Here is a 25,519-nt window from a genome sequence, read left to right on the forward strand (position 1 = left end):
AAATGAGAAGGAGGCGTTTCTATGCAAGGTGAACAACAGCCAAACGATACATCGGCAATGACCAACCACGGTGGTCATGAACTTTTTGATGGCCATGAGATGCTGGCAGGCATGATTAACGTGTTGGATCAGTATATGATCTTTAAACCATACGTAAAAGATCAACAATTGCTTGATATTCTTGAGCGGCAGTACGACTATTTAACAGCGCAGTATAATCGATGGTAGAAGCTTTTTCTACGGGTCAAAAACCAACAACAGACATCAAGCCTTATGCGATGACACAATCTCATACGGTCACGTACGGCATCACGCCGTCTGCGCCGAAGAAACCGAATGCTAACTTGAGTGAAGTGAAAGAAACGGGGGTTTCTGCCCACATGCTCGGACTGATCAAGTCAACGAGCTCGCTTTTTGCTATGGCAGCTCCAGAAGTGACGAACCCGGTATTTCGAAGAGTCATCGCAGATAGCGTGCCAGACCTTATTGAAATGGCGTATGATATCTTCTTATATCAAAATAAACACGGATATTACCAAGTACCTAAACTGAATGGTCAAGATATGAATCAGATGCTTAATAGCTTTACGACGAGTAACACTAAAATGCAAACGGGTACCAATCCCCCTCATTAACATGAAAAACAAACGCCCCAAATGTTGTGTTTTACACAAGCATTTGGGGCGTTTGTTTTAAGGGAAATAGTTAGCGATTTGTTTTAGGTTTTCGACTGATGAAATGTCTGAATCTTGTAAGGGAACGTAAATGCGTCTTTGGCTTTTAAAGCGATCGTCGATTAGCGTACGATAATAATCCTCTTGTTGTTTTCGATTGAGAAAAAGGCGGGCAAGTCGACACCTTCAGGCATACATTTATTGACGACGATGGTATGTACATTCATTTGATGTTGTGCGAGTTGTTCAACAGCCCGCGTCGTCTCTTCAATGGGTAATTTCTCTGGTGTAAGCACATAGACGAATTGGGTTTTTGTCCGATCAAGAAGAATCGTCCGTGCTGAAGAAAACTTCTGTTTTCTTTCCATAAGAGTTTGATATATCGGATCCTCCACCGGTTCTCCGTCATTGAGCAAAGTGCTATAGTTATCAGTCACCGTTTTCCGGCGTTTAAGCATCCCATTAATCCAGGCACTCATCAGTCTGGCAACGTGAGCAACCGCAGGGTGTGGCCAGTCGGAGCCGTATCAAAAACAATGCGGCTGAAATTCTTTGTTTCATCTAAAATGATCGACACTAACCGGTCAAACAGTGCGCTTTCGTCAGCGCCTGGCGACTGTGCAGCCAAATCAATTTGTCGATGAACCTCAGGGATTCGATGAGAATGAACGAGGTTTTTTAAATTTTCTTTTACACCTGCTATATATCGTTTTGCTTCGGTTGGGGCATGAACTTCCAAACCGAACAAATTGCCTTCAAGGGGTGTAATCGTATTCCCGATCGGTTTGTTAAATAAATCTTGCAAATTGTGGGCTGGATCTGTAGAAACAAGAAGCACGCGTTCGCCAGCTGAAGCTCGCGCCAATGCATACGCAGAAGATGACGTTGATTTCCCAACGCCACCTTTCCCTCCAAAGAAAATGATCTGATCGTTTGACATCACTTTCACCTCTATCTCTGTTTAGCAGCACCGAATGTTATCCAATGGAGACTTTTCCATTCCCATACGCAAATGCCATTCATGAAAATTCTCAATCATCTCAGGATATAATTCCAGTGTGTAATACGAGACGGGATTCGGCAAGCCAAGCAACTCTGAGAAGCAAAGAAGATGAAATAGGTCATCTTCTTCGCGCAACTCACGTTTGACCTCAGCACGATGGGGAAGTCTTAAAACTTCATCATACCAAGCGAATGCTTGCTTCATCTTTGAAACAAAAGTCATAAAATCACCTACTATACGTCGAGGTCTCGACGAGGTTTTTCGTTTTTAAATAGTGTGATTGCTTCAATACAAATCCAGGCAGCAAACACGAAGATAATTGAACCGAGAACAAATAAGAGTAGATCACCATCGGGTCTTGTAAACAGCCATTCTGTTGTAATTTGTAGAATCATTGCATACATTGTCATAACGAGCAAGAAGATCATCGGAATGAGCGTGACGAGATAATTTCGACCAAGTCTTCGTAACCAAATGGTAATTAATAGTAAGGCAATACCCGCTAGCAATTGGTTAGACGTACCAAACAATGGCCATAGTAGATAACCTCCTGCGCCGAATCCGCGATCATCTCCTGGGATAAGGACGAGTAAAGCACTGGAACCTACAGCGATTGAAGTGGCTACATGCTTCTTCGTTAGTGCATAGGCTTTATACTCTGCTGCAATTTCAGAGATGATGTAACGCATGAGCCGAACGGCTGTGTCTAGCGTTGTTGCTGCAAAGCTAATGACGATCACCGCAACAATGGTTTGCGCCATTCCCTCAGGAATACCAAGACCTGAGGCTAACACCCCTGCACCCATAATGAAGTTCGTTAATCCATCGGCATTTGCTACATTGAAACTACTATATGCAGCTGTAAATTCATTGGCAGATGAGAAGAGTGTAACAACCGCAATGATGGAAATGAGTGCGAGTACCCCTTCACCTACGGCTCCTAGGTAACCTACAACTCTCGCATCTTTTTCGTTGTTCAATTGCTTTGATGACGTACCAGAAGAAACGAGTGAGTGGAAACCTGAAATCGCGCCACAAGCTATCGTAATAAAGAGGAGCGGCAACCAAGAAACATCGTCGACTGTACGTGTCGCAGGAGCAGTGACTGTTGGGTTGGTGATAAAAAGTCCTGCGTACAAAATAATCAGTCCAATGACGAGCTGTTGCGCATTAATGTAATCTCTTGGCTGAAGTAATTTCCACACCGGTAGTGTTGAGGCTATGTAGACGTAAACCATTAATATGGCAATCCAGACGAGAAACGCGAGAGATACAGCGTCCATTCCAAACATAAACGTTGCACCTTCTCCACCAAAATATTGGACAAGATCAATCTGCAACGCCGGAATTTCACTCGCGAGCACGGCTGAGCCATACATGACGACGAGCGCAACAATGGACGGAAGCAACATGCTTTTCGTTTTGCGATGAATGTAAACCCCGATAATGAGTGCGAGCGGAATTTGAATGAAAATCGACAATACGCTTGCTGGGAAAGTGACAAATAGGTTGGCGATAACCCAAGCAAATACAGCGTTAACCATGAGGACGAGTATAAGAATAATGAAAAGGAACAATAACTTTGCACGTCTACCAATTAACTTCTCAGCAATCGTTCCAATCGATTGCCCTTTATTACGCACTGATAACACTAAGGAACCGAAGTCGTGCACACCTGCTGCAAATACAGTGCCAAGCACGACCCATAGAAAAGCAGGCAGCCATCCCCAATACACTGCAATCGCTGGTCCTAAGATTGGGGCAGCACCGGCTACTGATGTAAAGTGGTGAGCCCAAACAATTGACTTCTTCGTCGGCACAAAGTCAACACCGTCATTAAATTCATGCGCAGGTGTTCGGAAATTCGGATCGAGGCGGTAAATACGCTCTGCAATAAATTTAGAATAATACCGATAACCTAATGCAAAAACGACCATACCGATGAGCGCAAGTACGATACCCGGCAAAGCAATCACTTCCTTTATTAATAATGTGTAAGCGCTTGCCATTAGTATAAAGGCAATCTGTTAAAATATATAGAGAATTTTTATAATTCATTAAAAAAGAAAGTGAATTTCACCGAATCAATGAAATTTTTAGAAAAATATAGTTGCAATTTAGGAAGAAACATGGTAATTTGTAGGTGATTGAGTGATGGCAGTGTTGGAATTTGAAAGGCCTCTGCTTAGATGTATTGGATATGCAGTAGATCCTGGATAGTTGTTTCACACCGTTTCACTTGAGATTTAATAGTAAGGAGGCCTTTAAAATGAAAGGCACAGTAAAGTGGTTTAACGCAGAAAAAGGATTTGGATTTATTGAACGTGAAGATGGAGACGATGTATTCGTACATTTTTCTGCCATTCAAACGGAAGGTTTTAAGACACTAGATGACGGAGAAACCGTAGAATTTGAAATCGTTGAAGGCGACAGAGGCCCACAAGCGGCTAACGTTGTGCGTCAATAGAATACGAACTTGGATGGAAGCGGTTGCAAGATTGTAGCTGCTTCTTTTCTTTTATGTTGAATGTACATATTATCTAATGGAGAGGCAGCGGTGAATGAGATTGTTTCAAGTTGAAGTAGAGAAGAACCTCCATCTGCATCTCATTGAGATGCACCATGCCAATGATTTGTATGCGTGTGTACAGCGCGCCCGTGGTCACTTGAGACGCTGGCTTCCGTGGGTTGATCAAGTAAAGAGTGCATATGATTATGAGCCCATTATAACTGCCTGGCTCCAGCAGTTCGCAGAAGGTCGGGGGTTTAATGCCGCTATTCGTCATCACGGTAAGTTTGTCGGGATGGTCGGTTTGCATGACATCGATTGGGGAAGCAAAAAGACGACCCTAGGTTACTGGCTAGAAAAAGATGCGATAGGCAATGGCATTATGACGAAGACAGTGGCGAAATGTACCGACATTTTGTTTACAGAATATCAATTAAATCGAATTCAAATTAACTGTGGTGTAGAGAATTATGAGAGTCAAGGCATCCCAAAACGCCTAGGGTTTGAACTAGAAGGGATTGTAAGAGACGGCGAATGGCTGTATGACCATTACCATGACCTTTATCAATACAGTCTTCTTAAATCATCGTGGATTGAGCAGCAGGAACAATTAAAGGGGACGCTTTAGTATGATGGAAACAAATGACTATTTAAAATGGAAGAAGTGGGATCACGCTATTGTGAGTGTGCTATTCACAGTGGCTTATTTTTTGTATTTAATCGCGTTTGATGTGATGGCATTTTCTGTCGCTGTCCCACTATTAGGGTTATCTTTATTGGTTGGGCAATCATTGAAGGGGCGAGCAAGCGGCCAATTATTGCGATGGTTATCCCGAAGTACCGCCAAGTGCTAGCCTTTGAACAAACGATCGCGCCCGAGTCTTACCATGACTACCGAGTGAGCTTTCGGGTAAGTTTGTGGTTCGTTGGAATTGCGCTTATTGTCATCGGACTTTTAGAAGAGTTTGATGTAATCAATGTCGATGAACAAGCTCTTGCGCTACCTGTCATTTATCCGCTCGCGTTAATTATCGTCAATTTTAACGTGCATTCCAGGTATAAGCGGATGATGAAAGAACGTAGCTTGTAATAAATTCTGACAAAAGGTCGTATATAAGAGATATAAGGATCAATCGTAAGATACTCTGATATTATTTCTTAATACGGCTTTTTTTCGTTAATGTCGAATAATGTTGCGATAATATCAAAGAATAAGGAAGTTTGAACCATTTTTTATATGTGATAAGATAAGTAAAAGCTACGGTCATTTGCATATTCAGGCGAATGACCGCGTAGTGATAACGTATAATAGAAATAATAAGAATCTTAGGGGGAAATTGACGAATGAGAAAATTCGGAGTTGTGAGCGTCACTGCATTTTCAGCGTTGATCCTTGCCGCATGTGGTGGCTCTTCTCTTGAAGACTATCAAGACAATGGTGTTACGCTTGGTGTAGCGAATGAGGAGCCGTACGGATACATAGATACTAGTACGGATGAAGCTACAGGAGCTAGTGCTGAGATTGCAAGAGCGGTCTTTGAACGAATGGATGTTGAAGTTGTAGATGCTGAAGTTTCAGACTGGGACAACTTAATTCCAAGTTTGAATGCAGGAACTATGATGTTGTTACAGCGGGGATGGATGTGCAACCTGAGCGTTGTGATAACGCCTCTTTCGGTGAGCTAGAATACAGCTACGGTGAAGGCATGGCCGTAGCAGCGGGAAATCCTATGGACTTACACAGTTATGAAGATGCAGTGGAAGCGGGAGCAACCATCTCAGTCATGTCTGGTGCGAACCAAGTTGGATTTCTTGAAGACATCGCTGAAGAACAAGGTCTAGACCCGGATGCTGATCTCGATATTCTGCCCGCAAATGATATTCCTGGAAACATTGCTGCCGTTGAGTCTGGTGATGCCGACGTGACGGTTATGACAGATGCAACGATGAACTCGGCGATGGAGACAGCGAACGCAGATTTGATTGAACAACCGGAGAATTTCACAAACCCTGTTATTGGTGGGGAAGAACAAATTGCTTACGGTGCTGCTTTATTTAGAGATGATGATGACGATCTACGCGAGGCGTATAACGAAGCACTTGCAGAATTACAAGGTACCGATGAGTTTGTTGCCATTCTTGAAGAATTCGGCTTTAGTGAAGACAATGTCGTTGAAGGTGTGACGACGGAAGAACGTTGTGGTGCTGGCGCTGAAGACGAAGAAGACGATGAAGAGTAAGTAAAGCATCGATGACGTTTTGATAAAGCACGGTGGACGTTAAATGCCGCCGTGTTTTTTTCATTAGTAGCACACATGTCAGTTGTAGAGGAGAATGAAGATGTTCACGAACATCGATACGTTTTTGCCTTACATTTTAGGCGGTCTCTCAACGACCGTACAAGCATTTTTATTTGGCGCAGTGCTTGCGTATTCCATTGCCCTCGTCATGGGTTTAGCGAGAACGAGTCGATTAGCCATTGTTCGAGGTTTTGCAACGGTATTTGTGGAATTGTTTAGAGGAACGTCTTTGCTCGTGCAAATGTTCTTTTTCGCGTACGCTTTTCCCTCGCTTATGCCTTTTACCGTCTCTGCATTTGTTGCAGGGGGGCTAGCATTAGGTCTGAATTACGGTGCGTATGCCTCTGAAGTCGTTCGAGGGGCTGTACTCGCCGTACCAAAAGGGCAAACGGAAGCGGCCATTTCCTTAAACATGTCGAAATTCCAAACGATGAGAAGAGTCATCTTGCCGCAAGCGGTACGGCTTATGTTGCCTGGACTTGGCAATAATGCGATTGAACTGTTGAAAGGAACGTCGCTCGTCTATTTCATATCACTTGCAGATATGACGTTCAATGCGAATATCTTAAGAAGTTCTAACACATCACTTTCTGCTCAAGTTGAAATCTATACGTACTTATTGTTAACGTATTTCGTCTTGGCCTTACCGCTCGTATTCTTAACGAGGTGGCTTGAAAAGCGTGCTTCTAAAGGGGTGAGTACAGCATGACATGGGATTGGGCATTTGCATTTGAAATCTTTCCGCGAATCCTCGAAGGTGTTTGGATAACGATTGGTGCGACCGTTGCTGCCTACGCGATTTCGTTAACGCTCGGGCTTGTGCTGACGCTTTTAAGACGCTCGAGTTTTAAGCCGTTATCTCTACTCGTTGCGGGGATCATTGAATTTATCCGTGTCACCCCGCCGCTCGTGCAACTATTTTTCGTGTATTTTGCTTTTGATATGGGGCCCTTTTTAACAGGGGCGATTGTGCTCGGTGTTCACTATAGTACGTATGTATCCGAAGTGTACCGCTCAGGGATTAATTCGGTACCGAAGAGTCAATGGGAAGCAAGTAAAGCATTGAATTTCTCACGAGCACAAACATGGAAGAAGGTTGTTTTACCTCAAGCGATCCCTCCGGTCATTCCGATGCTTGGAAACTACTTGATTGTCTTGTTTAAAGAAACGCCTCTTCTAATGGGTATCTATGTAATGGAAATGATGATGATTGCTCGTTCCATTGGAGCAGAAAGTTATCGCTTCCTAGAACCGATTACGATTGTTGGTTTTATTTTCCTTGTACTTAGTTACCCGTGTGCACTGTTCATACGATACTTGGAAAGAAAGTCAGGACAGTTACCTGGAAGCGCTGAAAAAGGAGTGAAGGCATAATGACTGAAGTTGATCATGCACAAAACGATCGTAAAGTTATCGTTAGTTATAAAGATGTAAAGAAAGCGTTTGGGGACAATGTCGTCTTGAATGATTTGAACTTAAATGTACACGAAGGTGAGAAGGTGGCACTGATCGGCCTTCAGGGTCTGGAAAAACGACGATTATTCGTATGCTCATGACGTTGGAAGAACCGACAGAGGGAACGATTGAAGTAGATGGAGAAATGCTTTGGCATAAAGAAGTGAACGGAAAATTACAGCCAGCAGATGAAAAACACTTGCGAAAAGTGCGAGGGAAGATCGGGATGGTGTTCCAACAATACAATTTATTTCCTCACATGAGCATTATTCGCAACTGCACTGAAGCGCCGATTCATGTGCTCGGCTTGTCAAAAGAAGAAGCGACCGAACGAGCGAAACAAATGCTTGAGAAGGTAGGGCTTAGCGATAAGGTCGACATGTATCCTTCGCAGTTATCAGGTGGCCAACAGCAGCGAGTAGCGATTGCCAGGTCGCTAGTTATGCAGCCGAAAGTGTTGTTATTTGATGAGGTAACTGCAGCGCTTGACCCTGAGCTAGTTGGGGAGGTATTGGAAGTTATTAAAGATATTGCTGCAGAGGGAGAAACGACGATGATGCTCATCACTCACGAGATGGACTTTGCTCGAGATGTGGCTGATCGTGTATTGTTCCTAGATAATGGCTTAATTGCAGAGCATGGAACCCCTCATGACGTCATTGAGAATCCAACGAGTGACCGGTTGAAGTCGTTCTTAGGAAGATTTAATTCGTCACACGCGTAATAAGAGAAGAAAGATTTGGTGTTTCACCAAGTCTTTTTTTTCGTTATGATGTTTTTAGGAGTGGATGATGATGAATACGCAATTACGCGAACTTCAACCGTTAATTTATTGTATGACAAACGATGTCGTAACAAATTTTACAGCAAATGGCTTATTAGCGATCGGGGCGTCACCGGTCATGAGCAAAAACGCGCAAGAATCAGGACAACTTGCAGCCGCAGCCAATGGCCTGTTACTCAATACAGGTACGCTTACAGATGCACAATTAGAAGCGATGATTATCGCTGGAGAATCAGCGAACAAACATGGAGTACCAATCGTCTTAGACCCAGTCGCTGTTGGGGCAACGACGTATCGCACAGAGAGCGTTGAAAGACTACTAAAGGAAGTGGACATGACGGTTGTCCGCGGGAACGCTGGTGAAATCGCCTCGCTTCTTGGTGCCCATTCAGAGATTAAAGGCGTTGAGGGAATGAGCAATTTAGACCCTGCAACACTAGCAGAGCAAACGGCATGTAAGTTGCAAACAATCGTTTGCGTAACTGGAGAAACAGACGCCATCAGTGATGGCGCAACAACTTCGGTACTGACCAAGGTCACGCTTGGCTAACTAAAGTAGTCGGGACTGGCTGCCTGCTCGGGGCCGTTATTGCAAGTTATGTGAGTGTGAAAAAAGATGATGCTACGGTGTTAACTACAGAAGCAGTACGAGACTATACAATAGCTGCCGAGCGGGCATATGAGACGAGTCAGTACGCTGGGATTGGGACCTTTCAAGCCCACTTCCTCGACGAGCTAAGCAAACAGACGTAGTCGTAATAATACAGAAGTGTCGGATGCGTGTTTAGTTGGCGCTGAAATTTCGCACGAGTGAAGTACGTTCTATTGTCGGGAGAATCAAACAGCTCGTTATACGCTAACGTACGGTAGGATCAATCTATGTAAGAGTGAAAGAGGAACCAACTAGGCAAACACTACGATCGAAGCAACGGTGAATGTGAACTACAGTCGAGGTAAAAGAAATACGAGAAACTGAAATTGTAGTGCACGCAAGGGTTGTACTCTTGTTATTGCAAGTAATGATGTGTATTGAACGTAACATTTTAAAGTGAAAAGGTTACACGACCCGTCACGTTCGCTTCGGCATTGAGCTGAGCGGGTCATACTAGCGGGAACTCCCGGCATCCAAGTATACGAAGAAGTTTGATATTATTCTCGGCAGAAGTTGAGGAGATTTTTGCTCACATAAACTTCTAGTTGTATTATATTTGGGAATGATTAGGAGATCTGCGATCTAGATCACCCCCGAAACGATCTAAATCACGTTAAAACGATAGATTTTTCCAGATACTGGGCGAACTAGATCATTTTCCTGATAATCTAAATCATTTTTCACTGTTTTCTACATCGATGGTGGCGGCGGTTGCTCGCATTTGGTAAATTTTAGGGGGTTGGCGATCTAGACCGCTTTAGAACACCACCGCGATCGATAAACGTTCCGTGCTTCATCGAACGTCAAAGGTGTTTATTCAAATAAACCTCAAGTGCTCGCAAAATCTTTTCGTATATAGCTACTGAAGCAGAACGATGACAAGTTCAATAATCAATATGATTCGCACATAACAAAGTGCAGAGAGCGAGTAGAGCTCTCTGCACTTTGTTGATGTTTATACGTCACGCTTGGAGGATTGAATTAAAAAGACGAGCGCCATTGCGGCACTGACCGCAACCATAACGAGTGAAATTGAGAGAATGGCAACTAGTGCACCTGGATTCATGCTAAATCAACCTTTCTATGCATCGTATTCAATCTTTTCTTAATTTTAATTATAAAGGAATCCGGTGATTTTTCAATCAATTTTGACGAATGTTCTATGAGAACTGACCATACAAGCGTTGTGTTACTGAATAAAATAAGTATGGAGAGGAGGGGAAATATGAAAAGTTTTCATTGTCATTCATGTTCGTCTTGTAGCAAAAATACGTGTAGTTGCGTATGCGAAACATTAAAAGGGATCGCCAAGGAACAAGATCGTGTACAGAAGTCATGTGGCAACGGCTGTTATGAAAAATTGTTAAACCCAGAGCCTGTTTATGATACCGTTCCGTTAATTTTAACGACAAATATGAATCGGTTATTATACGCATTAGGTGATACACGTGAGGGTGAATCGTTTATTACTGTATTTTTTAGGGTAGACAGAGTAGATGGGAATTGTGCGGTTTTAGAGTTGCTTAGGCCTTTTCCTGAATTGGAGATACCAGCTGGTATGGCTGACGTCCCTTTAAATCAAGTTGTTCGAAATAATGATTTGTTGCTCGTCCGCACAGGGCAATGCACGATCGTGGACTGCGAATGTTTATGTACGCTAAAATGTCTTGATCCATCATTTGTAGAATAAATGAAACCATTGATGCAATGATACGTAAAAATAGTGTAGGATAGTACTAACGAATTTGGTCGAATTGTACAAGGAGATGATGTCATGAATGGATCATCAATTTTGAAGTGGATATCCGGTGGTTTGGAAGCGGTGCTTGCGATACCAGTTTTAGGTTTTTTTATTTATTGGACAATGGGTCCGACGCCAATGATCATCATGCTCGGTTTACACATTTTAACGCTTGTAATGAGTGTGAATGACGGGAAGAAGAAACACGGAAGCATCCTCGGTATTGTTACGGCATTTGTTGCATTTATCCCGGTCATTGGTATGATGATGCACGCCATATCGGCAACCCTTTTAATGTAGATGCGAAACGATCTGAAAAAGCGATTGAAATGTAGATCGACACGACCCGGTGTCGGTCTTTTTTTATGTGCGGTATGTACATGAATTTCCGAACGACGAACGAAGGTGTTGTAGCGAATAGCCCTAGTCGCGTACCGTGAGTAAATGAGATAACAAGCGATAAAAGGTTGACGAAATGTGAACGACTACCTCCAGTCTTTTAATGGAGAAATCTTTATTTGCACAGCTTGGCGTGATGATTTTTCTACGGCTGCAGCTCGTAGCAAATCATTCCAATAAGATTACGTGTTTCTCGTATAACGGCAGAGCGGTTCGGTATCAATTAATGTTTATTTTTTATATAACAGTTGTTTACTTTTTATTTTTGTTATAGTACAATGTGAATACGATACAAAGAGGAGGGTTCTTATGGAATTTGTGAAAATGACTGAATTATCTGCAATGCCAACGCGTTGTCAAGATTGTGGTGAGGTACTTCCTGCAGCAAACGATTCATTTTTCACCCAATGTGAACGCTGTCTTAGAAATGTTGAACATGAATAAAACGACTTTAGCTGCCAATGTTGGCGGCTTTTTTTGTCCATAAAAAACAAGGATGAGAAGAAGAGCTCTCATCCTCGGTGGTTCATTTAAAACTGTTCGGTTTCTGTTGAACCTGCAAGTGCAGTTGTGGAGGAAGTACCAGATGATATCGTTTGTGCAACTTCATCAAAATATCCGGTTCCTACTTCTCGTTGGTGCTTTGTCGCTGTGTAACCACGAGATTCCGCATCGAATTCATCTTGTTGCAATGTAGAATAGGCAGCCATCCCATGGTCTCTGTACTTGGAAGCAAGATCAAACATGCTGTAGTTCAAAGAATGAAAACCAGCGAGAGTAACAAATTGGAAACGGTAGCCCATTTCTGCTAACCGATCTTGAAATTGTTCAATCGTTTGCTCATCAAGATTCGCTTTCCAATTAAAGGAAGGTGAGCAGTTGTACGCAAGCATCTTGCCAGGGAATTTTTCATGAATGGCATCGGCAAACTGTTGAGCTTCCTCAAGGCTAGGCTTTGAGGTCTCACACCAGATCAAATCAGCGTACGGGGCGTAAGCTAGCCTCTAGCAATTGCTTGATCAAGGCCTGCGTGAGTACGGTAGAAACCTTCTGGAGTGCGTTCACCTGTGATAAACTGATGATCTTCTGGGTCAATGTCACTCGTAATCAAGTCGGCCGCATCGGCATCTGTTCTAGCAATAATTACGGTAGGGACACCGGAAACATCAGCGGCAAGACGGGCCGCGACTAAGTTTTTGATCGCGTTTTGAGTTGGTAACAATACTTTGCCCCCTAAATGTCCACATTTCTTCTCTGAGGCGAGCTGGTCTTCAAGGTGAACGCCTGACGCACCTGCCTCAATCATTCCTTTTATCAATTCAAATACGTTAAGCTGACCGCCGAACCCTGCTTCTGCATCAGCGACGATCGGAACAAAATAATCGGTCTCGTCATTGCCTTCCATATGCTGAATTTGATCTGCTCGTTGCAGTGCATTATTAATCCGCTTTACGACTTGGGGGACGGAGTTCGCAGGATATAGGCTTTGGTCAGGATACATTTCACCTGACAGGTTTGCATCGGCTGCTACTTGCCATCCACTTAAATAGATGGCTTTTAATCCGGCTTTTACTTGTTGGACAGCTTGGTTGCCGGTCAATGCACCAAGAGCATGAACTTTATCCATATCATGAAGCTGAGCCCACAACTTGTTGGCACCCGTTTTGGCTAGCGTGTGTTCAATTTGCAAAGAACCGCGCAAACGGATGACTTCCTCAGCAGAATAAGGGCGATTGATCCCGTCCCAGCGGCTGTCATCTTTCCATTGATCGTTTAATGTTTTCACTTCAGTTTCGAAACTCATGAAAATCCTCTCCCTTTTTGTATTATAACAGTTTTTATATTATGTTAATTAATATATAACAACAACTGTTGTGTTGCAACAGTTTTTTTTAGAAAAAAATAATTGTTCTGACAAAAATAGGCGGAAGTGTGCTGCGATCGCATGGGTTAGGGTGGGAGTTAAACGAGTCGATTCAATTGGTAACAATCACTTCACTGAGCGGATTTTCATGCCTGTGTGAGGGGACTAGTATTAAGCAAAAACATAAAAAACCCCGATCTTCTAGCATAGAAGATCGGGGTGGATGGATTTAGTTAAGGATCGTGACGTTCACTTGTTGTCTTCCGAAATTTAATGCTTCGTCTTTGGTCGCCATATGCAGGTCGATTTTATGACCATTAATCGCGCCACCAGTATCGCCGGCAATTGCTTCACCGTAGCTTCAACATATACGCGGCTACCGAGAGGGATGATGTTTGGATCAACAGCAACTACATTGGCATGAGGGTCATTTCTAAGGTCAATGCCTGTTGCAGTAATACCGGAGCAACCGTTGCAATAAGCAGTATACGCGGTAGCTTCCATTGAAATTGTGGTGCCTTCTGGAGCTGAACTTGTTGATTCACTTGTCGTTTCTGCAGAAGCCGTCGCTTCTTCAGTCGTTTCAGTTGCTTCTTCGGTTGCTTCTTCATTTGCTGGTTCGCTTTCAACAGCTGTTTCTGGTTGTGGTGCTGTAAAGTTAATCATTGCGGAATACGTGGCAGGTCCTGCCAAACCGTCAATATGAATGCCAGCATCTGATTGGAAGCCTTTAACAGCGTCTTCTGTTAGTGGTCCGAAAATTCCGTCAATGGATCCACCGTAATAACCAAATGATTGCAAGTCTTCTTGTAAATATTCAACGAGTACATTTTCATCATCTTTTTCTAATACTGAAAGGGCCCCTAGTGTTTGCGGTCCAGCAATACCGTCAATGAGCAGACTCGCGTCTTCTTGGAAAACTGTAACGGCTTCTTCTGTCGTCTCATCAAAAACTCCATTTATGGACCATCTTCTAAGTACTCTTCTTCAACGAGTAACTCTTGCAGAAGTTCTACATGTTCTTCGTGCTCAGTCCCATCACTTAACTTTTCACTTCCGAATTCACTGGCGTCTGCAGTAATAGGTAGGAAAGCGAAAACAAATCCGGCGGCTAAGGCAGTCATACTAAAATGTTTCACCACATTTGGTGTTTGCATTTTCTTCATGAAGCAAACTCCTCCTCATTGCGTTCGTTAGTTTTAGGTTTGTGTACCTACAACTAGCATCCTAGCAAGCTTTCACTTCTGGACACAAGAGGGTTTGCTACTTTTTAACCGGATTGAAACGGCCTTGTAATAAGGGAAATCTATCTTTCAAAAAAAGCGGATATGCGTAACATACCCGCTTTTTACAAGGTTTTGAGGAACGAAGGGGAGCGAAGTCGAACGACCGTTCATTACGACGTGTTGTTTCGAGGAGGTTCGTCATCGATAAACCCGTGTTTAATAAACTGTTCGATATCCTGAATGACGCCAATATCTTTTAAGATCGTAAGCACAACAAGTAGCGCAGGGCCAAGGAATAACCCGATGACACCGAGAATTTGAAACCCAACAAAGAGAGAGAACAGAACCGCTAGCGTGTTCAAATTCATACTTACGGACAGGACTTTAGGCTCTAATGATTGTCGAACGATGACAACGACGACGTATAAGACGAGTATCGAAATGCCTAAGAAGATTTCTCCAGAAATTACCAGATAGATTCCCCAAGGAATGAGAATCGTTCCTGTTCCTAAATAGGGGAGAATTTCTGCAACACCGGTAATCAAAGCCATCGTTATCGCATTCTCAACGCCGAGGATTAATAGCCCGATGAGCACGACGACTGTCGTTATGATCATTAAGATTAATTGAGCTCGGATAAATCCCCATACACGAGTCTTAACTTCTTGAACGAACAGCGTAAATTTCGTTTGGATGCCAACAGGCACTCTACTTTGCAAACTTGCTTTCATCGTTCCTACATCTTTACCAATGAAGTAAACAGCAAGGATGACGAAAATAAATGCAAATAAAAATGCAGGGATACCGGAAACAACATTTGTGAGTCCGTTTGCTAACGATTGTGCAACGTTACCAATAATGTTCCCTAGTTGGTTCCCTAGTTCTGTTATTCCTTGTTGAAGCGTTTGTTGCTGTTCAACATTTAAGTTATCAATGAACCAATTCATTTCTGTCCAAATCGGTAGTACGAAACTGTTAAACATTTCTTGTAGCTGGGCTGCGCCTTGTTCAATCCACCCCGGTAACTCGTGTGAAATCTGCTGGAAAATATAAATGATAAGGAACGTAATTCCAGTGATTACACCACCAAGTACAGATATACCGATTAATACAGTCGTTAGTGATGCGAGCGTTGATGGAAACTTGAGCCTAATCTTCAATAGTCGTAAAAGCGGTGCAAACATCCAAGCGATCAATGCAGCAATTACAAAAGGGTAGGTAATTGTGAAAAGGTAAGCACTCACTAAGATGATGAGAATGGCAATTAAAATTACACTTACTGCTCGCAATGAAATCCAAGCTTGTTCTTTAGTCATTGTCTGTTCGCCCTTTCTAAACAAGGGATGGACACCTAGTATATCAAAACTTTACATATCAAGGTAACGGATGCAACATCTGGCTTGTACATCTTTCATTATATGTAAGCAGACGTTAGGTTAATCCTTACAATTGAGACAAATAGATGAGAGGGGTTTTGAATGCCAAGTTCAAACCCCTCTCATCAGTTGTTACGATTGTGCGTGCCCAGCTAGTACATACAATACAACGGTGGAAGCGAGATGGGAAGAGAAGTCTGTTTGGTCTTGTTGTGGATATACTTCCACGAAGTCCATTCCGCATAGCCCTTGTTTACCAAGCTCATGAATCACAGTGAGCAACTCATAGGAGGTAAGGCCGTTAGTATCAACCGGTCCCCCTGGATTGTACGCATGGTCTAACACATCACTACATATGGAAAGATATACAGCATCTGTACCTTTTGAAGCTTGCTCATACATATCTCTAGCTAGTTGCCGTAAATCCTTTGTTTCTTTAAATTCATTCACAGTGCGAGTGATTGCCCCAGCTTCCTTGGCGAACTTTCCACTTTCTGGCTTATTTCGTGGTCCGTGAATTCCCGCGTGAACGAGTGCAGTATTCTCTACCGCATCAAGCTCATATAGTCGAGCAAATGGGGTATTTCGTGCATACAAATCACCATTGAAATCTGGCATGTTGTCATAGTGAGCATCTAGATGAATGACACCGAGTTTTTTGCCGGGGTTTGTCTCAGCCCAGCCTTTTAGAATTGGATAGGTAATGCTATGATCCCCGCCTAAAGCGACTGGGAAGACGTCTTGCTCCCAAGTATGTTTGGAAAATGACGTAATCCGTTGCATCGTATTTTCCACTTCAGCTGGAATGACATCCACATCACCCATATCTGATAGCTTGAGGTGTTCAAACACATCAATATCGTCAAGTTCAGGTAAATAACCGCTATACCTCGCTGAAGCAAGACGCATTGATTTTGGCCCGAGCTCCACCCAGTGTAGTCTCCCCACGTCACGCCCCCTTCCCAAGGAACGCCGTATACGACGACATCGGTATCTTTGATATTTTTGTCAATTGCCCATTTAGCTCCTAAAAAACATGGCGTATTCCCATATACATAAGCACTCATTCGATACTCTCTCCCAACATGATTAGCTAGTAATTAACGTAATGAGATCTTCTCGGTCAATGGCACCAAAATATTTTTTGGTGTCTAACTGCTCAACAGCAACTCGAATGTCTTCCTCTTTGTAGCGGGTGCCAACAAAATGTGTCTCAGCTTCTTCAATTTCTCCAGTGCCGAAGAAATCACCAAAAATATTCATTTCCGAGATGACTCCTTTTTTCACTTTAAAACGAAAATCCACGAGCCCAGCTTGGAACTTTTTCGAACGCTTAATATCGTAAGAAGGGGATTTCCCGTAGTTCCACTCCCATTTTTGATACCGTTCTTCGGAAATTTGCTTGATCTTTTCCCAGTCTTCATCCGTTAACGTGTAGCGCGAGAAATTAGCGTCCCCAGCAAAAATCGATTGGAGAAGACGTTCCTTAAATTCTTCCATACTTAAAGGCTCTTCAATAAATTCGTTAATGTTCGCGACGCGGCTACGTATGGATTTAATCCCTTTTGAACGAATCTTCTCGTCGCTTACATTTAGAGCAGACACGACATTTTCAATTTCAGAGTCCAGCATCAATGTGCCGTGACTAAACATTCGCCCTTTTGTCGCAAACTGGGCATTACCAGAAATCTTCCGCCCATCTGCATGTAAATCATTCCGACCGCTTAACTCAGCAGGTACGCCCATTTGCTGGAGTGCTTCCACAACGGGCTCGGTGAATTTCTTAAAGTTACTAAAACTATTCCCATCATCATTTGTAATGAAACTAAAGTTTAAGTTGCCAAGATCATGATAAACAGCACCACCACCAGATAAACGGCGAACGACGTGCAAGTTATGGTCGTTTACGTAGTCACGATTTATTTCTTCAATCGTATTCTGGTTTTTACCGATTATAATGGAAGGTTCATTAATGTAAAAAAGCAAATACACATCATGCTCGTCAAAATGTGTAAGGATGTACTCTTCGATTGCTAAGTTTATTCGTGGGTCTGTCGTGTTTGCATTATCAACAAAAATCATAAAAACATCCTCCTTCATCTATCATCTATTGTATAGAAGCTCGCGAATGTTTGCACGTATCGGCGTATATTTATGATATACTAATTTGAAAATAAGGAGTGATGAGTCGTGACTGTACTTAAGCAAATTGCGATGGATAATGTCCAGGAAATTGTCCAGCACGTATCCGCGCGTAAAGTAGAATGCATTGTCGCAGCGGTTCTATTGGCTATAGCTGCTGTCATCGGTTGGTTAACAACGGGGATTATTGACTCGGGCCGAAATGGCATTATTCGCTTTTATATCGGTGGAACGTTTTCATTTTTCGTAATGTTTATGATTTATTTGTACATTGATCAGTTGTTGTCATTAAAGAAAGCGTAAATGACAGGCTTTTTTTGCACTTTTACTTTATATCTGTCAAAATCCCTCATAGGTGTCTATGCTGGGATTTTGTTATGTGCAATGTATTCTGTGAGATGAACGGAAATTATTTAAATAACAACCTCATTAAAGGGTGTGAGAAAATTGAATCGAACGTTATCTAAATCAGCAGTTTTTATCATGTTATTCGCGCTAGTCGTCGTCGTTGTTGTAAATGCGATGGCAAATGGATTGCCAATCAATGGACAAACGACAGGTGAAATTGCCGACCAGATCGGCTTGCTGTTCATTCCGCCAGGTTATGTATTTTCAATATGGGGACTTATATATGTGCTTCTACTGATCTGGCTAGCTAAATTCATGACGTCAAATGGACGAAGAAAGTCATTTGCTCCGGCGCTGTTGTACCCGTTTTTAGGAAGTGCACTCGGAAATGTTGGGTGGCTAATTAGCTTTCATTATGAATGGTTCTACGTGACGATGTTGTTTATGTTGTTGCTGCTATTTTCACTCATTCGCTTACATTGGTTAATTTCAAACGCAAGAGACCGTGGTCCTTTTGACTTGTTTCCAATTTCTGTCTATATTGGTTGGATATCAATTGCAACAATCTTAAATGTAGGTATTGTGCTTGTAGCGATGGGCGTAGACCCGATTGAAGGGATCATTGTTTCAGGTCAAGTATGGACCATCATCGTATTAATTATCGGGGTTGTTCTCGCTGTAACATTCATGAACAGGTGCAAAGATGCGGTTTACCCGCTCGTTTTTATATGGGCATATATCGGCATTGGTATTGAACGCGCCGAAGGGTTTGAAATCATTTCAATGACGTGTTGGATTCTCGTAGTCGTGATGAGCATCATGATTTTGATTCACCTTATTAAGAGAAGGTAGGTTACACGTGCTTGAAAAAGGGAAGGGTGTACTGTAAGAAAGGAATGATAAAGATGTCAGTAACGAAAGAAGATATTCATCAACTTGTCGATCGATTAAAAGAAGATCAGTTAGATGAAGTGTATGAACATGTGAAGGACCTCTTAGAAGGAGAGCAAGTTGATTTTACCGACAGTGAAATTGATGGGCTTGTAGACCAAGACGAATACTATAAAGATGAAGAACAGGCATCAGACGTGCAAAAGCAACAAGATCTTTCTGTACGTGAGAAGTTATAGAAAAAGAAAGTGTCCCAGATGTACAGTCTGGGGCACTTTTGTGCAATATTCATTAAATGTCTTAGAAGCTCGCACAAATGGTATAGACTATGGGTGGAAGATGTGAAAGTTTGTGAAAGCGGTTTTTTTTGTTTAGTTCGGTTTAAAAATGGAAAAATAATAACTAGAGCACAACAAAGTAAAAAAAATCTACGTATTTTATTTAGGAGGAAATGAATCATGAATAAAAAGTTATTATACGGTGCACTATCAGGTGTTTTTGCAGTAGGAATGCTAGCAGCATGTGGTGATGATGCAGAAGATCCAGCAGGCGATGACATGAACGGAGACGGCGGCGCACCTGAAGAACCAGGCGACGACGATATGGACGGCGGCATGGATGATGACATGGGCGACGATGATATGGACGATATGGATGATACAGAAGACGATCTTGATTTAGATGAAGATATGGATGAAGATATGGAAGATGACGACGACGATATGTAATCATCTGTAAGAGCTGACCGATTTTAGGTCAGCTCTTTCTCTTTTTAAAGAGAGTGGCGGCATGATATGATATGTCCGGATAGGAAGGGGATGACCTCGTGAAAAAAAAGAATGGTATGTTGTATGGAAAGGACGTTCACCGGGCATCTATGAAACCTGGGCGGAATGTGAGAAGCAAGTAAAAGGGTATCAAGGGGCGAGGTATAAATCGTATCCGTCACTTCAAGAAGCAAAAGCAGAATACAAGCAAGGGTACCAAAGTCCAAAGTCTAGTGGGCAGATTAAACGCTCAACAACGACTACAACACCTATAGAAGAAAGTGTCAGTGTAGACGCAGGCACTCATGGGAATCCTGGTCCTGTAGAATATCAAGGCGTATACACAAAAGATGGAAAGCTTCTGTTTAAGAAAGAAGCGTATCCGCTTGGCACAAACAATATGGCTGAATTTCTTGCGATTGTTCATGCATTTAAATTTTTGCATAACAACAAAATGAATGTTCCAGTCTATACCGATTCACAAACGGCGATGGGTTGGGTGAAAGCGAAGAAAGCGAAAGCAACGCTCGTTCGAAATGAGAAGAGTGTTGCGATTTGGGACGACGTGCAGGAGGCGGAACAATGGTTGCGTGACCATAATCCATCGTTTACGTTACTCAAATGGGATACAAAAGCCTGGGGTGAAATTAAAGCGGACTATGGCAGAAAATAGCCGTATGTTTGAGGAAACGTTTTGATAGGGAATATAATGATAAGTCATTGAACGAGGAGGTTAAACAGCATGAAAAAGCAAACGGCGACCTTTGCTGGTGGGTGTTTTTGGTGTATGGTAGGTCCATTTCAAGCGGAAGATGGCGTGATGAGTGTCCGCTCGGGTTATACTGGAGGCCATACGAAAAATCCGACGTACAAGGAAGTTTGTTCGGATACAACCGGTCATGTAGAAGCGATTGAAATTGTATTTAATGAAGACGTGGTCAGTTACAAGCGTCTGTTGACTATTTTTTGGCAGAACATTGATCCTACAGACGGTGGTGGACAATTTAACGATCGTGGTGAATCGTATGAAACAGCGGTTTTCTACCATAATGAGGAACAGCAAACACTAGCGGAACAATCAAGAAAAGATTTGCAAGAAAACGGTCCGTTTACAGGAGAGATTGTCACACCGATTCGTCCGGCAGCACCGTTTTATGATGCCGAAGAAGAGCATCAAGATTATCACTTAAAAAACCCTTTCCATTATCAATTGTACAAAAGAGGATCTGGTAGGCAAGGATTTATCCAAAAGCATTGGGGGAATGAATGATGACGGAACGTCAAGATCAAAACCTTAAAGAAAAACTTACGAAAATGCAGTATGAAGTGACTCAAAATGATGCAACTGAACCTCCGTTTCAAAATGAGTATTGGAATCATTTTGAAGAAGGGTTGTATGTGGATATCATATCTGGCAAGCCTTTGTTTACGTCTAAAGAGAAATTCGAGTCGAGCTGTGGCTGGCCGAGCTTTACGAAGCCGGTAGATGAAAAGGTTGTGGCTGAGAAGGTAGATACATCTCACGGATGAGAAGAACAGAAGTGAGAAGCCACGATGCAGATTCACACCTAGGCCATGTATTCCCCGATGGTCCGGGACCAGAGGGCTCCGTTATTGCATCAACTCAGCATCGATTCGCTTTGTTCCTTATGATCAGTTGGATGAGTTTGGGTACGGAGAATATAAGAACAGGATTAAAGATAAGTAAAATGAATGAACATTCCAGATTACTATCGCGAGAATACTTCTTGGAGCATCCCAATACGTACCGCGAGTATTATGAGTTGCCCGCTGATGTAGATCATGAACTTCAGCGGGTTTTGCTTAACGGTAAACAGATTGCCTTTCAATATTTCTTCCCAGAGAAGTGTGAACAGTTCGTTTTGTTTTTGCATGGGTTTATGGACCATGTCGGCCCTCAAGGTCCATTTATTCATCGTTTAGTTAACGAAAATATAGGAGTGCTCGCCATCGACTTCCCAGGACACGGGCTTTCAGAAGGAGATCGGTATCATATTGATGATTTTAATCGGTATGAAGAAGTGTTAGAAGAAGGGTTGGCACAACTCATTCAAAGAGGATACGGTGACCTATCGTTATTGGTCATAGTACGGGTGGAGGCATCGCTTCGAATTATTTATGGAATGATGAAAGACTCTTTCGTATTAAGAAGTTAGTTTTAGTTGCGCCACTTGCGCGAACTAAGGGTTGGTTTACAACGAAGTTGGGGAGTGTGTTTATCGATCTTTTTAGCGACGATGTTCCGCGGAAGTTTCGAGCAAACTCAGGGGATGAAGGGTTTGTTGATAAGCAACGGACGGACCCTTTACAAGAAGACCGAATTCCTCTCGATTGGGTCAAAGCGATGGTTGATTGGGAGAAATCTTTTCGAAAAGATAGCTCTCGGAAAGAGTCAACGCCAATTGTCATTTTTCAAGGCACAGAAGATGGACCGTGAGCTGGGAGTATAACTTGAAGTTCTATGACCGAAGGTTTGCCAATAAGAAGATCATCCTCATTGACGGTGGGGAGCATCAATTGCTTAATGAAACAGAAGCGATTAAACAGATGGTTTATTCATTAATCGTTCGAGAAATAAAAAATAAAAAGAGGCACAAATAATGGGCCTCTTCTTTTCTTGCATAATTAAGCTTCTTTCTTTGAGAAGCTTCTTTTCTTTAAGCGGCGCAATTGACGATCTTCAACACGTTGTTCAATTGCATTTAACATATCTCTATCTCTCTCAAGGTCTTGTTTATTCTGGTCTACAAGCTCTGAAAATGAGGTTCGGAATGGTCTGCGCATGGTTCTCCGTCCTTTTAATTAGTATATTCAAAGAAGAAGGTTTTTCCTTCTTGTAAGATTATTTTACCCTATTCTCCCTACTTTAAACATTGATAAATTGTTACAATTTGAAGAAAATGCGATATGATGACAGAAGTTTGACGAAATAATCTTCAGACTTGAACGGTTTAAATCAAATGTTTGTAATGTATAATAGAAGTAATTCATTTTAAATCGGAGGGATCATCTTGACAAAAAGCAAAAAGCAATGGACATTTTGGGTTATCATCGGAGGGATTTCAGCAGCATTGAGCTATGTGCTGTTGAATAAGAATACGAGAGAAAAGACCGTCACCTATGTGAAGGAAGGTGCGCAGTTCGTTGACGAAACGAGTCGATTTGTAAAAGATAACCAAGAAGAAATTCGTACCCTTATTCGAGAAACGACCGATAAAGTGAATGCACTTGTAAACGTTGCAAGCAGAGACGTAGAAGAAATAGCCAAGCACACCTCCCATTTAAAAACGACAGCTACAGACTTTATCGATACAGCAAAAACGGCTGCGAATGAATTGAAACATCAGAAGCAAGTAGAAGAAACTCCACTTGATCTGCCTACAGAAACCGATGAGAAAAAGAATGTTTAATGTCCTCTAGCTGCGGTAATACATACTATAATTGCAGCTAAGGAGGAGTTTCTTTTGGCACTAGCAGAAGAGATGAAACACCTTCAACAGGTAACGAATGATGAAGGTGTCCTAACGATTTATCTAAATACAGATTTTGCCAATCAAAACCAACACCGTGGTGAGTGGAAGATTCGCCTGAAAAACGGTAGCAAAAGGTTGGTAGAATATGCGGAGAAGAGTGAGGACAAAGAGCAAGTAAAGCAACTAAAGCGCCTATTAGATGAAGTCGAGACGTACATTCAAGATAAGCAAGCAGAAATGCAACGAAGCTTAGTCATCATCGCATCGGCGGACGGGTCTCTCTGGTCTGCCACATGCTTCAAGTTCCAGTAGAGAGCGCCTTTCATTGGGAACGTACGCCAGAGCTAACCCAACTGCACGAACTTTACAAACAGTATCCGAAACTGGAGTCATCGTAACGCAAAAGCGGGACGTGTTACTCATTGATACTGCGTTAGGAGAAGTGCGTGATGAACTGAAGTTTCATTGGAGCTTTGAGACTGATGATTGGGTACAGCGCGATGCAGGGCATACGAGTGCGCCTGGCGGAGCGGATACGGCAGCGGATGAATTTGATCGTCGCTTTGAAGAGAATATGCAACGCTGGTACAAGAAGTTAGCCCCGATCTTAACGAAGGAGCTGAAATCTAGAAATTTGGAAGATGCTTATTTTGTTGGATCAAAAGAAATGACAGATGAGCTTACACAGCATATCGATGACAGCAAAATCCGTGGCAAAGTGCAGAAGAACTTAGGGTCGAAACCGACTCATGAAATTCTTAACACTGTGTACGGAGAATCTTTACGATAATAAAGAGCGAGCAGTCGGATCACGTATGATCGGACTGCTCGTTTTTGTTTTTGAGTAATTGTTTTAGTTCCTGTAGCACGGGCATGTTTACATAGTCATCATCTGAGATCGAGCTCCACTCAATGCCTGACGGCTTGACTTGTTCGGGCAGATGCAACGCTTTCTCTTCCGTGATGATCCAATCAACGGGCACATCGAACGTTTCACTCGGCAAAGTGTCATCAATGAGTTGTAAGTGATGAATCGTCGTCACAACTGGCACCGGTTTGTTGCCTAGCTCGCGAATGATTCCGTACTCTCGATCAGCAAAACCAGCCCTTTACCGATACGGTGACCATTGTGATCAACAGCAACAGAACCCATAAGCATAAGGTCTATGGCAGGCAGTTCGTGCAAAGGGATGACTTCACCATATGCATTGATATGTTTCAAACTAGCCGCTTTTCGCTCACCGCCCGCTGGAACACTGCCTGGTCTGACGATGATAAAGCCGTCTTTAAGGCGAGGTGTGGGGACGAGTAGCGTTTTTTGATCAGCGATGACCCTCGCTCGAATCGGAAGTTGTGGCGAATCAGGATTCACTTTCACGACGCTAGCTTTTTTGTAAATATCCAGTTGAAATAGCTGCTCTGCGGCCCTTTCGGCACCTTTAAAGTTCGGGATTCTCCCATGAAGGGGGAAAGGAAACCGACCAGACTTCGTGCGCGTCAGCTCCTCCCACACCTCTTCTCTAATCTGTTGTTTTTCTTTCAGTTTGCACACCTCCAGGCCCATCTTCGTGAAAATTCATACGGATGGCGTTTAACTGTGCACCGAGTAATATCATAAGACCGGTTAAATAAAACCAAATCATAAGGCCAATAATGGTGCCTAAGCTTCCGTAAATAATGCTGTAGTCATTCCACTGGTTATAATAAGAAAATCCTAATGAAGCAGCTTGCCAGCCGACCGTTGCAAATAGCGCACCTGGCCAAGTGTCTCGCCAACTTATGCGTCTGCTCGGCACGATCGTATACAAAATGATGAGAACAATACCGACAATCAGAATACCAATTGACCAACGAGCAAACGACCAAACAGGCGCAATCCAACTTCAAATCCTAA

The 25,519-nt window shown here is 42.7% G+C and carries 28 protein-coding genes and 11 pseudogenes; 27 read left to right on the forward strand and 12 right to left on the reverse strand.

Going from position 1 to position 25,519, the window contains the following annotated elements; all coding sequences use genetic code 11:
• Positions 1-21: 21 nt before the first annotated feature.
• Positions 22-635: pseudogene (locus tag JCM19037_RS09450) on the forward strand (spore coat protein).
• A 161-nt stretch (positions 636-796) separates the two neighbouring features.
• On the opposite strand, the pseudogene JCM19037_RS30010 reads toward JCM19037_RS09450, so the two are convergent.
• The 3 genes and pseudogenes from JCM19037_RS30010 to JCM19037_RS09465 all read right to left on the reverse strand — a co-directional run bounded on the left by JCM19037_RS30010 (position 797) and on the right by JCM19037_RS09465 (position 3,644).
• Positions 797-1,614, reverse strand: a pseudogene (locus tag JCM19037_RS30010) (ArsA family ATPase).
• Positions 1,615-1,635: 21 nt separating this feature from the next.
• Complete coding sequence (locus JCM19037_RS09460; RefSeq protein ID WP_042400294.1) at positions 1,636-1,899, reverse strand: cory-CC-star protein; 264 nt, start codon at positions 1,897-1,899, stop codon at positions 1,636-1,638.
• An 11-nt stretch (positions 1,900-1,910) separates the two neighbouring features.
• Entirely contained in the window at positions 1,911-3,644 is a 1,734-nt protein-coding gene (locus JCM19037_RS09465) for a carbon starvation protein A (RefSeq protein ID WP_042400297.1), read from the reverse strand.
• A 302-nt stretch (positions 3,645-3,946) separates the two neighbouring features.
• On the opposite strand from JCM19037_RS09465, the gene JCM19037_RS09470 reads away from it, so the two are divergent.
• The 12 genes and pseudogenes from JCM19037_RS09470 (at position 3,947) to JCM19037_RS28415 (ending at position 11,961) form a co-directional block, all read left to right on the forward strand.
• Positions 3,947-4,144 carry a cold shock domain-containing protein gene (locus JCM19037_RS09470; protein WP_042400300.1) on the forward strand — a complete coding sequence of 66 codons (198 nt, stop codon included), beginning with the start codon at positions 3,947-3,949 and terminating at the stop codon, positions 4,142-4,144.
• 100 nt (positions 4,145-4,244) lie between these two features.
• A complete protein-coding gene (locus JCM19037_RS09475; protein WP_042400377.1) occupies positions 4,245-4,814 on the forward strand; it encodes a GNAT family N-acetyltransferase in 570 nt (189 codons plus the stop codon).
• A gap of 1 nt (position 4,815) precedes the next feature.
• Positions 4,816-5,040: a hypothetical protein gene (locus JCM19037_RS09480; RefSeq protein WP_042400303.1), complete on the forward strand. Its 225-nt coding sequence runs from the start codon at positions 4,816-4,818 to the stop codon at positions 5,038-5,040.
• Positions 5,010-5,276, forward strand: a complete 267-nt coding sequence (locus JCM19037_RS09485) for a hypothetical protein (protein ID WP_042400306.1) — start codon at positions 5,010-5,012, stop codon at positions 5,274-5,276. Before JCM19037_RS09480 ends, JCM19037_RS09485 begins: the two co-directional genes overlap by 31 nt.
• 254 nt (positions 5,277-5,530) lie before the next feature.
• Positions 5,531-6,426: pseudogene (locus JCM19037_RS24210) on the forward strand (transporter substrate-binding domain-containing protein).
• A 100-nt stretch (positions 6,427-6,526) separates the two neighbouring features.
• Complete coding sequence (gene ehuC, locus JCM19037_RS09495) at positions 6,527-7,195, forward strand: ectoine/hydroxyectoine ABC transporter permease subunit EhuC (protein WP_042400309.1); 669 nt, start codon at positions 6,527-6,529, stop codon at positions 7,193-7,195.
• Positions 7,192-7,860: an ectoine/hydroxyectoine ABC transporter permease subunit EhuD gene (gene ehuD, locus JCM19037_RS09500; protein ID WP_042400312.1), complete on the forward strand. Its 669-nt coding sequence runs from the start codon at positions 7,192-7,194 to the stop codon at positions 7,858-7,860. Before ehuC ends, ehuD begins: the two co-directional genes overlap by 4 nt.
• Positions 7,860-8,665: pseudogene (gene ehuA, locus JCM19037_RS09505) on the forward strand (ectoine/hydroxyectoine ABC transporter ATP-binding protein EhuA). Before ehuD ends, ehuA begins: the two are co-directional and overlap by 1 nt.
• Before the next feature lie 112 nt (positions 8,666-8,777).
• Positions 8,778-9,478: pseudogene (thiM, locus tag JCM19037_RS09510) on the forward strand (hydroxyethylthiazole kinase).
• A gap of 1,124 nt (positions 9,479-10,602) precedes the next feature.
• Positions 10,603-11,067 carry a CotY/CotZ family spore coat protein gene (locus JCM19037_RS09515; protein WP_042400315.1) on the forward strand — a complete coding sequence of 155 codons (465 nt, stop codon included), beginning with the start codon at positions 10,603-10,605 and terminating at the stop codon, positions 11,065-11,067.
• Positions 11,068-11,151: 84 nt separating this feature from the next.
• Entirely contained in the window at positions 11,152-11,418 is a 267-nt protein-coding gene (locus JCM19037_RS09520) for a hypothetical protein (RefSeq protein ID WP_042400319.1), read from the forward strand.
• Positions 11,419-11,826: 408 nt separating this feature from the next.
• Complete coding sequence (locus tag JCM19037_RS28415; RefSeq protein WP_255357884.1) at positions 11,827-11,961, forward strand: hypothetical protein; 135 nt, start codon at positions 11,827-11,829, stop codon at positions 11,959-11,961.
• Positions 11,962-12,047: 86 nt separating this feature from the next.
• Here JCM19037_RS28415 and aceA read toward each other — a convergent pair.
• From aceA to JCM19037_RS09550, 6 genes and pseudogenes are all read right to left on the reverse strand, one after another.
• A pseudogene (gene aceA / locus JCM19037_RS09525) lies at positions 12,048-13,321 on the reverse strand (isocitrate lyase).
• 289 nt (positions 13,322-13,610) lie between these two features.
• Positions 13,611-14,344, reverse strand: a pseudogene (locus tag JCM19037_RS27145) (peptidoglycan-binding protein).
• The gene (locus JCM19037_RS09535; protein ID WP_042400321.1) at positions 14,341-14,547 is read right to left on the reverse strand and encodes a hypothetical protein; all 207 of its coding nucleotides are present in this window, start codon (positions 14,545-14,547) and stop codon (positions 14,341-14,343) included. Before JCM19037_RS09535 ends, JCM19037_RS27145 begins: the two are co-directional and overlap by 4 nt.
• A gap of 230 nt (positions 14,548-14,777) precedes the next feature.
• Positions 14,778-15,923, reverse strand: a complete 1,146-nt coding sequence (gene ytvI / locus JCM19037_RS09540) for a sporulation integral membrane protein YtvI (RefSeq protein ID WP_042400323.1) — start codon at positions 15,921-15,923, stop codon at positions 14,778-14,780.
• Between the two features lie 192 nt (positions 15,924-16,115).
• Positions 16,116-17,050, reverse strand: a pseudogene (locus JCM19037_RS09545) (agmatinase family protein).
• Positions 17,051-17,072: 22 nt separating this feature from the next.
• Positions 17,073-18,065, reverse strand: a complete 993-nt coding sequence (locus JCM19037_RS09550; RefSeq protein WP_042400325.1) for a lipoate--protein ligase — start codon at positions 18,063-18,065, stop codon at positions 17,073-17,075.
• 108 nt (positions 18,066-18,173) lie between these two features.
• Here JCM19037_RS09550 and JCM19037_RS09555 point away from each other — a divergent pair, with 108 nt between their 5' ends.
• The 11 genes and pseudogenes from JCM19037_RS09555 (at position 18,174) to JCM19037_RS25710 (ending at position 22,753) form a co-directional block, all read left to right on the forward strand.
• Positions 18,174-18,428 carry a hypothetical protein gene (locus JCM19037_RS09555; RefSeq protein WP_042400327.1) on the forward strand — a complete coding sequence of 85 codons (255 nt, stop codon included), beginning with the start codon at positions 18,174-18,176 and terminating at the stop codon, positions 18,426-18,428.
• A 144-nt stretch (positions 18,429-18,572) separates the two neighbouring features.
• Positions 18,573-19,325, forward strand: a complete 753-nt coding sequence (locus tag JCM19037_RS09560; protein WP_052363751.1) for a tryptophan-rich sensory protein — start codon at positions 18,573-18,575, stop codon at positions 19,323-19,325.
• Between the two features lie 53 nt (positions 19,326-19,378).
• On the forward strand, positions 19,379-19,603 hold the full coding sequence (locus tag JCM19037_RS09565) for a hypothetical protein (protein WP_042400329.1): 225 nt from the start codon (positions 19,379-19,381) through the stop codon (positions 19,601-19,603).
• 219 nt (positions 19,604-19,822) lie between these two features.
• A complete protein-coding gene (locus tag JCM19037_RS09570) occupies positions 19,823-20,092 on the forward strand; it encodes a hypothetical protein (protein WP_042400332.1) in 270 nt (89 codons plus the stop codon).
• Positions 20,093-20,216: 124 nt separating this feature from the next.
• A pseudogene (locus tag JCM19037_RS29350) lies at positions 20,217-20,318 on the forward strand (viroplasmin family protein); the annotation flags it as partial.
• A 54-nt stretch (positions 20,319-20,372) separates the two neighbouring features.
• Positions 20,373-20,804: an RNase H family protein gene (locus JCM19037_RS09575; RefSeq protein ID WP_373900674.1), complete on the forward strand. Its 432-nt coding sequence runs from the start codon at positions 20,373-20,375 to the stop codon at positions 20,802-20,804.
• A 69-nt stretch (positions 20,805-20,873) separates the two neighbouring features.
• Positions 20,874-21,401 (forward strand): peptide-methionine (S)-S-oxide reductase MsrA, encoded by a 528-nt coding sequence (gene msrA / locus JCM19037_RS26230; RefSeq protein ID WP_042400338.1) that lies wholly within the window; start codon positions 20,874-20,876, stop codon positions 21,399-21,401.
• Positions 21,401-21,839 (forward strand): annotated as a pseudogene (msrB, locus tag JCM19037_RS26235) (peptide-methionine (R)-S-oxide reductase MsrB). Before msrA ends, msrB begins: the two are co-directional and overlap by 1 nt.
• Positions 21,793-22,308 (forward strand): alpha/beta hydrolase, encoded by a 516-nt coding sequence (locus JCM19037_RS28420; RefSeq protein WP_255357885.1) that lies wholly within the window; start codon positions 21,793-21,795, stop codon positions 22,306-22,308. The pseudogene msrB and the gene JCM19037_RS28420 overlap by 47 nt, the downstream one beginning before the upstream one ends.
• On the forward strand, positions 22,254-22,589 hold the full coding sequence (locus tag JCM19037_RS28425; protein WP_255357886.1) for a lysophospholipase: 336 nt from the start codon (positions 22,254-22,256) through the stop codon (positions 22,587-22,589). The genes JCM19037_RS28420 and JCM19037_RS28425 overlap by 55 nt, the downstream gene beginning before the upstream one ends.
• Positions 22,586-22,753, forward strand: coding sequence for a hypothetical protein (locus tag JCM19037_RS25710; protein ID WP_193744717.1), 168 nt, complete (start codon positions 22,586-22,588; stop codon positions 22,751-22,753). The genes JCM19037_RS28425 and JCM19037_RS25710 overlap by 4 nt, the downstream gene beginning before the upstream one ends.
• Before the next feature lie 24 nt (positions 22,754-22,777).
• Here the strand turns inward: JCM19037_RS25710 and JCM19037_RS25055 are convergent, their stop codons facing one another.
• Entirely contained in the window at positions 22,778-22,936 is a 159-nt protein-coding gene (locus JCM19037_RS25055; protein ID WP_152549014.1) for an FbpB family small basic protein, read from the reverse strand.
• Positions 22,937-23,163: 227 nt separating this feature from the next.
• On the opposite strand from JCM19037_RS25055, the gene JCM19037_RS09600 reads away from it, so the two are divergent.
• From JCM19037_RS09600 to JCM19037_RS09610, 3 genes are read left to right on the forward strand one after another with little or no spacing between them, the layout of a single operon-like run.
• Positions 23,164-23,562, forward strand: a complete 399-nt coding sequence (locus JCM19037_RS09600) for a hypothetical protein (protein ID WP_042400348.1) — start codon at positions 23,164-23,166, stop codon at positions 23,560-23,562.
• 54 nt (positions 23,563-23,616) lie between these two features.
• On the forward strand, positions 23,617-23,937 hold the full coding sequence (locus JCM19037_RS09605; protein WP_042400350.1) for a hypothetical protein: 321 nt from the start codon (positions 23,617-23,619) through the stop codon (positions 23,935-23,937).
• A gap of 13 nt (positions 23,938-23,950) precedes the next feature.
• Positions 23,951-24,415, forward strand: coding sequence for a VLRF1 family aeRF1-type release factor (locus JCM19037_RS09610; RefSeq protein ID WP_042400352.1), 465 nt, complete (start codon positions 23,951-23,953; stop codon positions 24,413-24,415).
• Between the two features lie 19 nt (positions 24,416-24,434).
• Here JCM19037_RS09610 and JCM19037_RS09615 read toward each other — a convergent pair.
• Positions 24,435-25,189 (reverse strand): annotated as a pseudogene (locus tag JCM19037_RS09615) (5-formyltetrahydrofolate cyclo-ligase).
• Positions 25,146-25,502 carry a YihY/virulence factor BrkB family protein gene (locus JCM19037_RS09620; protein WP_081829193.1) on the reverse strand — a complete coding sequence of 119 codons (357 nt, stop codon included), beginning with the start codon at positions 25,500-25,502 and terminating at the stop codon, positions 25,146-25,148. The pseudogene JCM19037_RS09615 and the gene JCM19037_RS09620 overlap by 44 nt, the downstream one beginning before the upstream one ends.
• Positions 25,503-25,519 lie beyond the last annotated feature (17 nt).

Origin of the sequence: Geomicrobium sp. JCM 19037 (genome assembly GCF_000698105.1) — a bacterium.
Classification (GTDB): Bacteria; Bacillota; Bacilli; order Bacillales; family Marinococcaceae; genus Geomicrobium_A.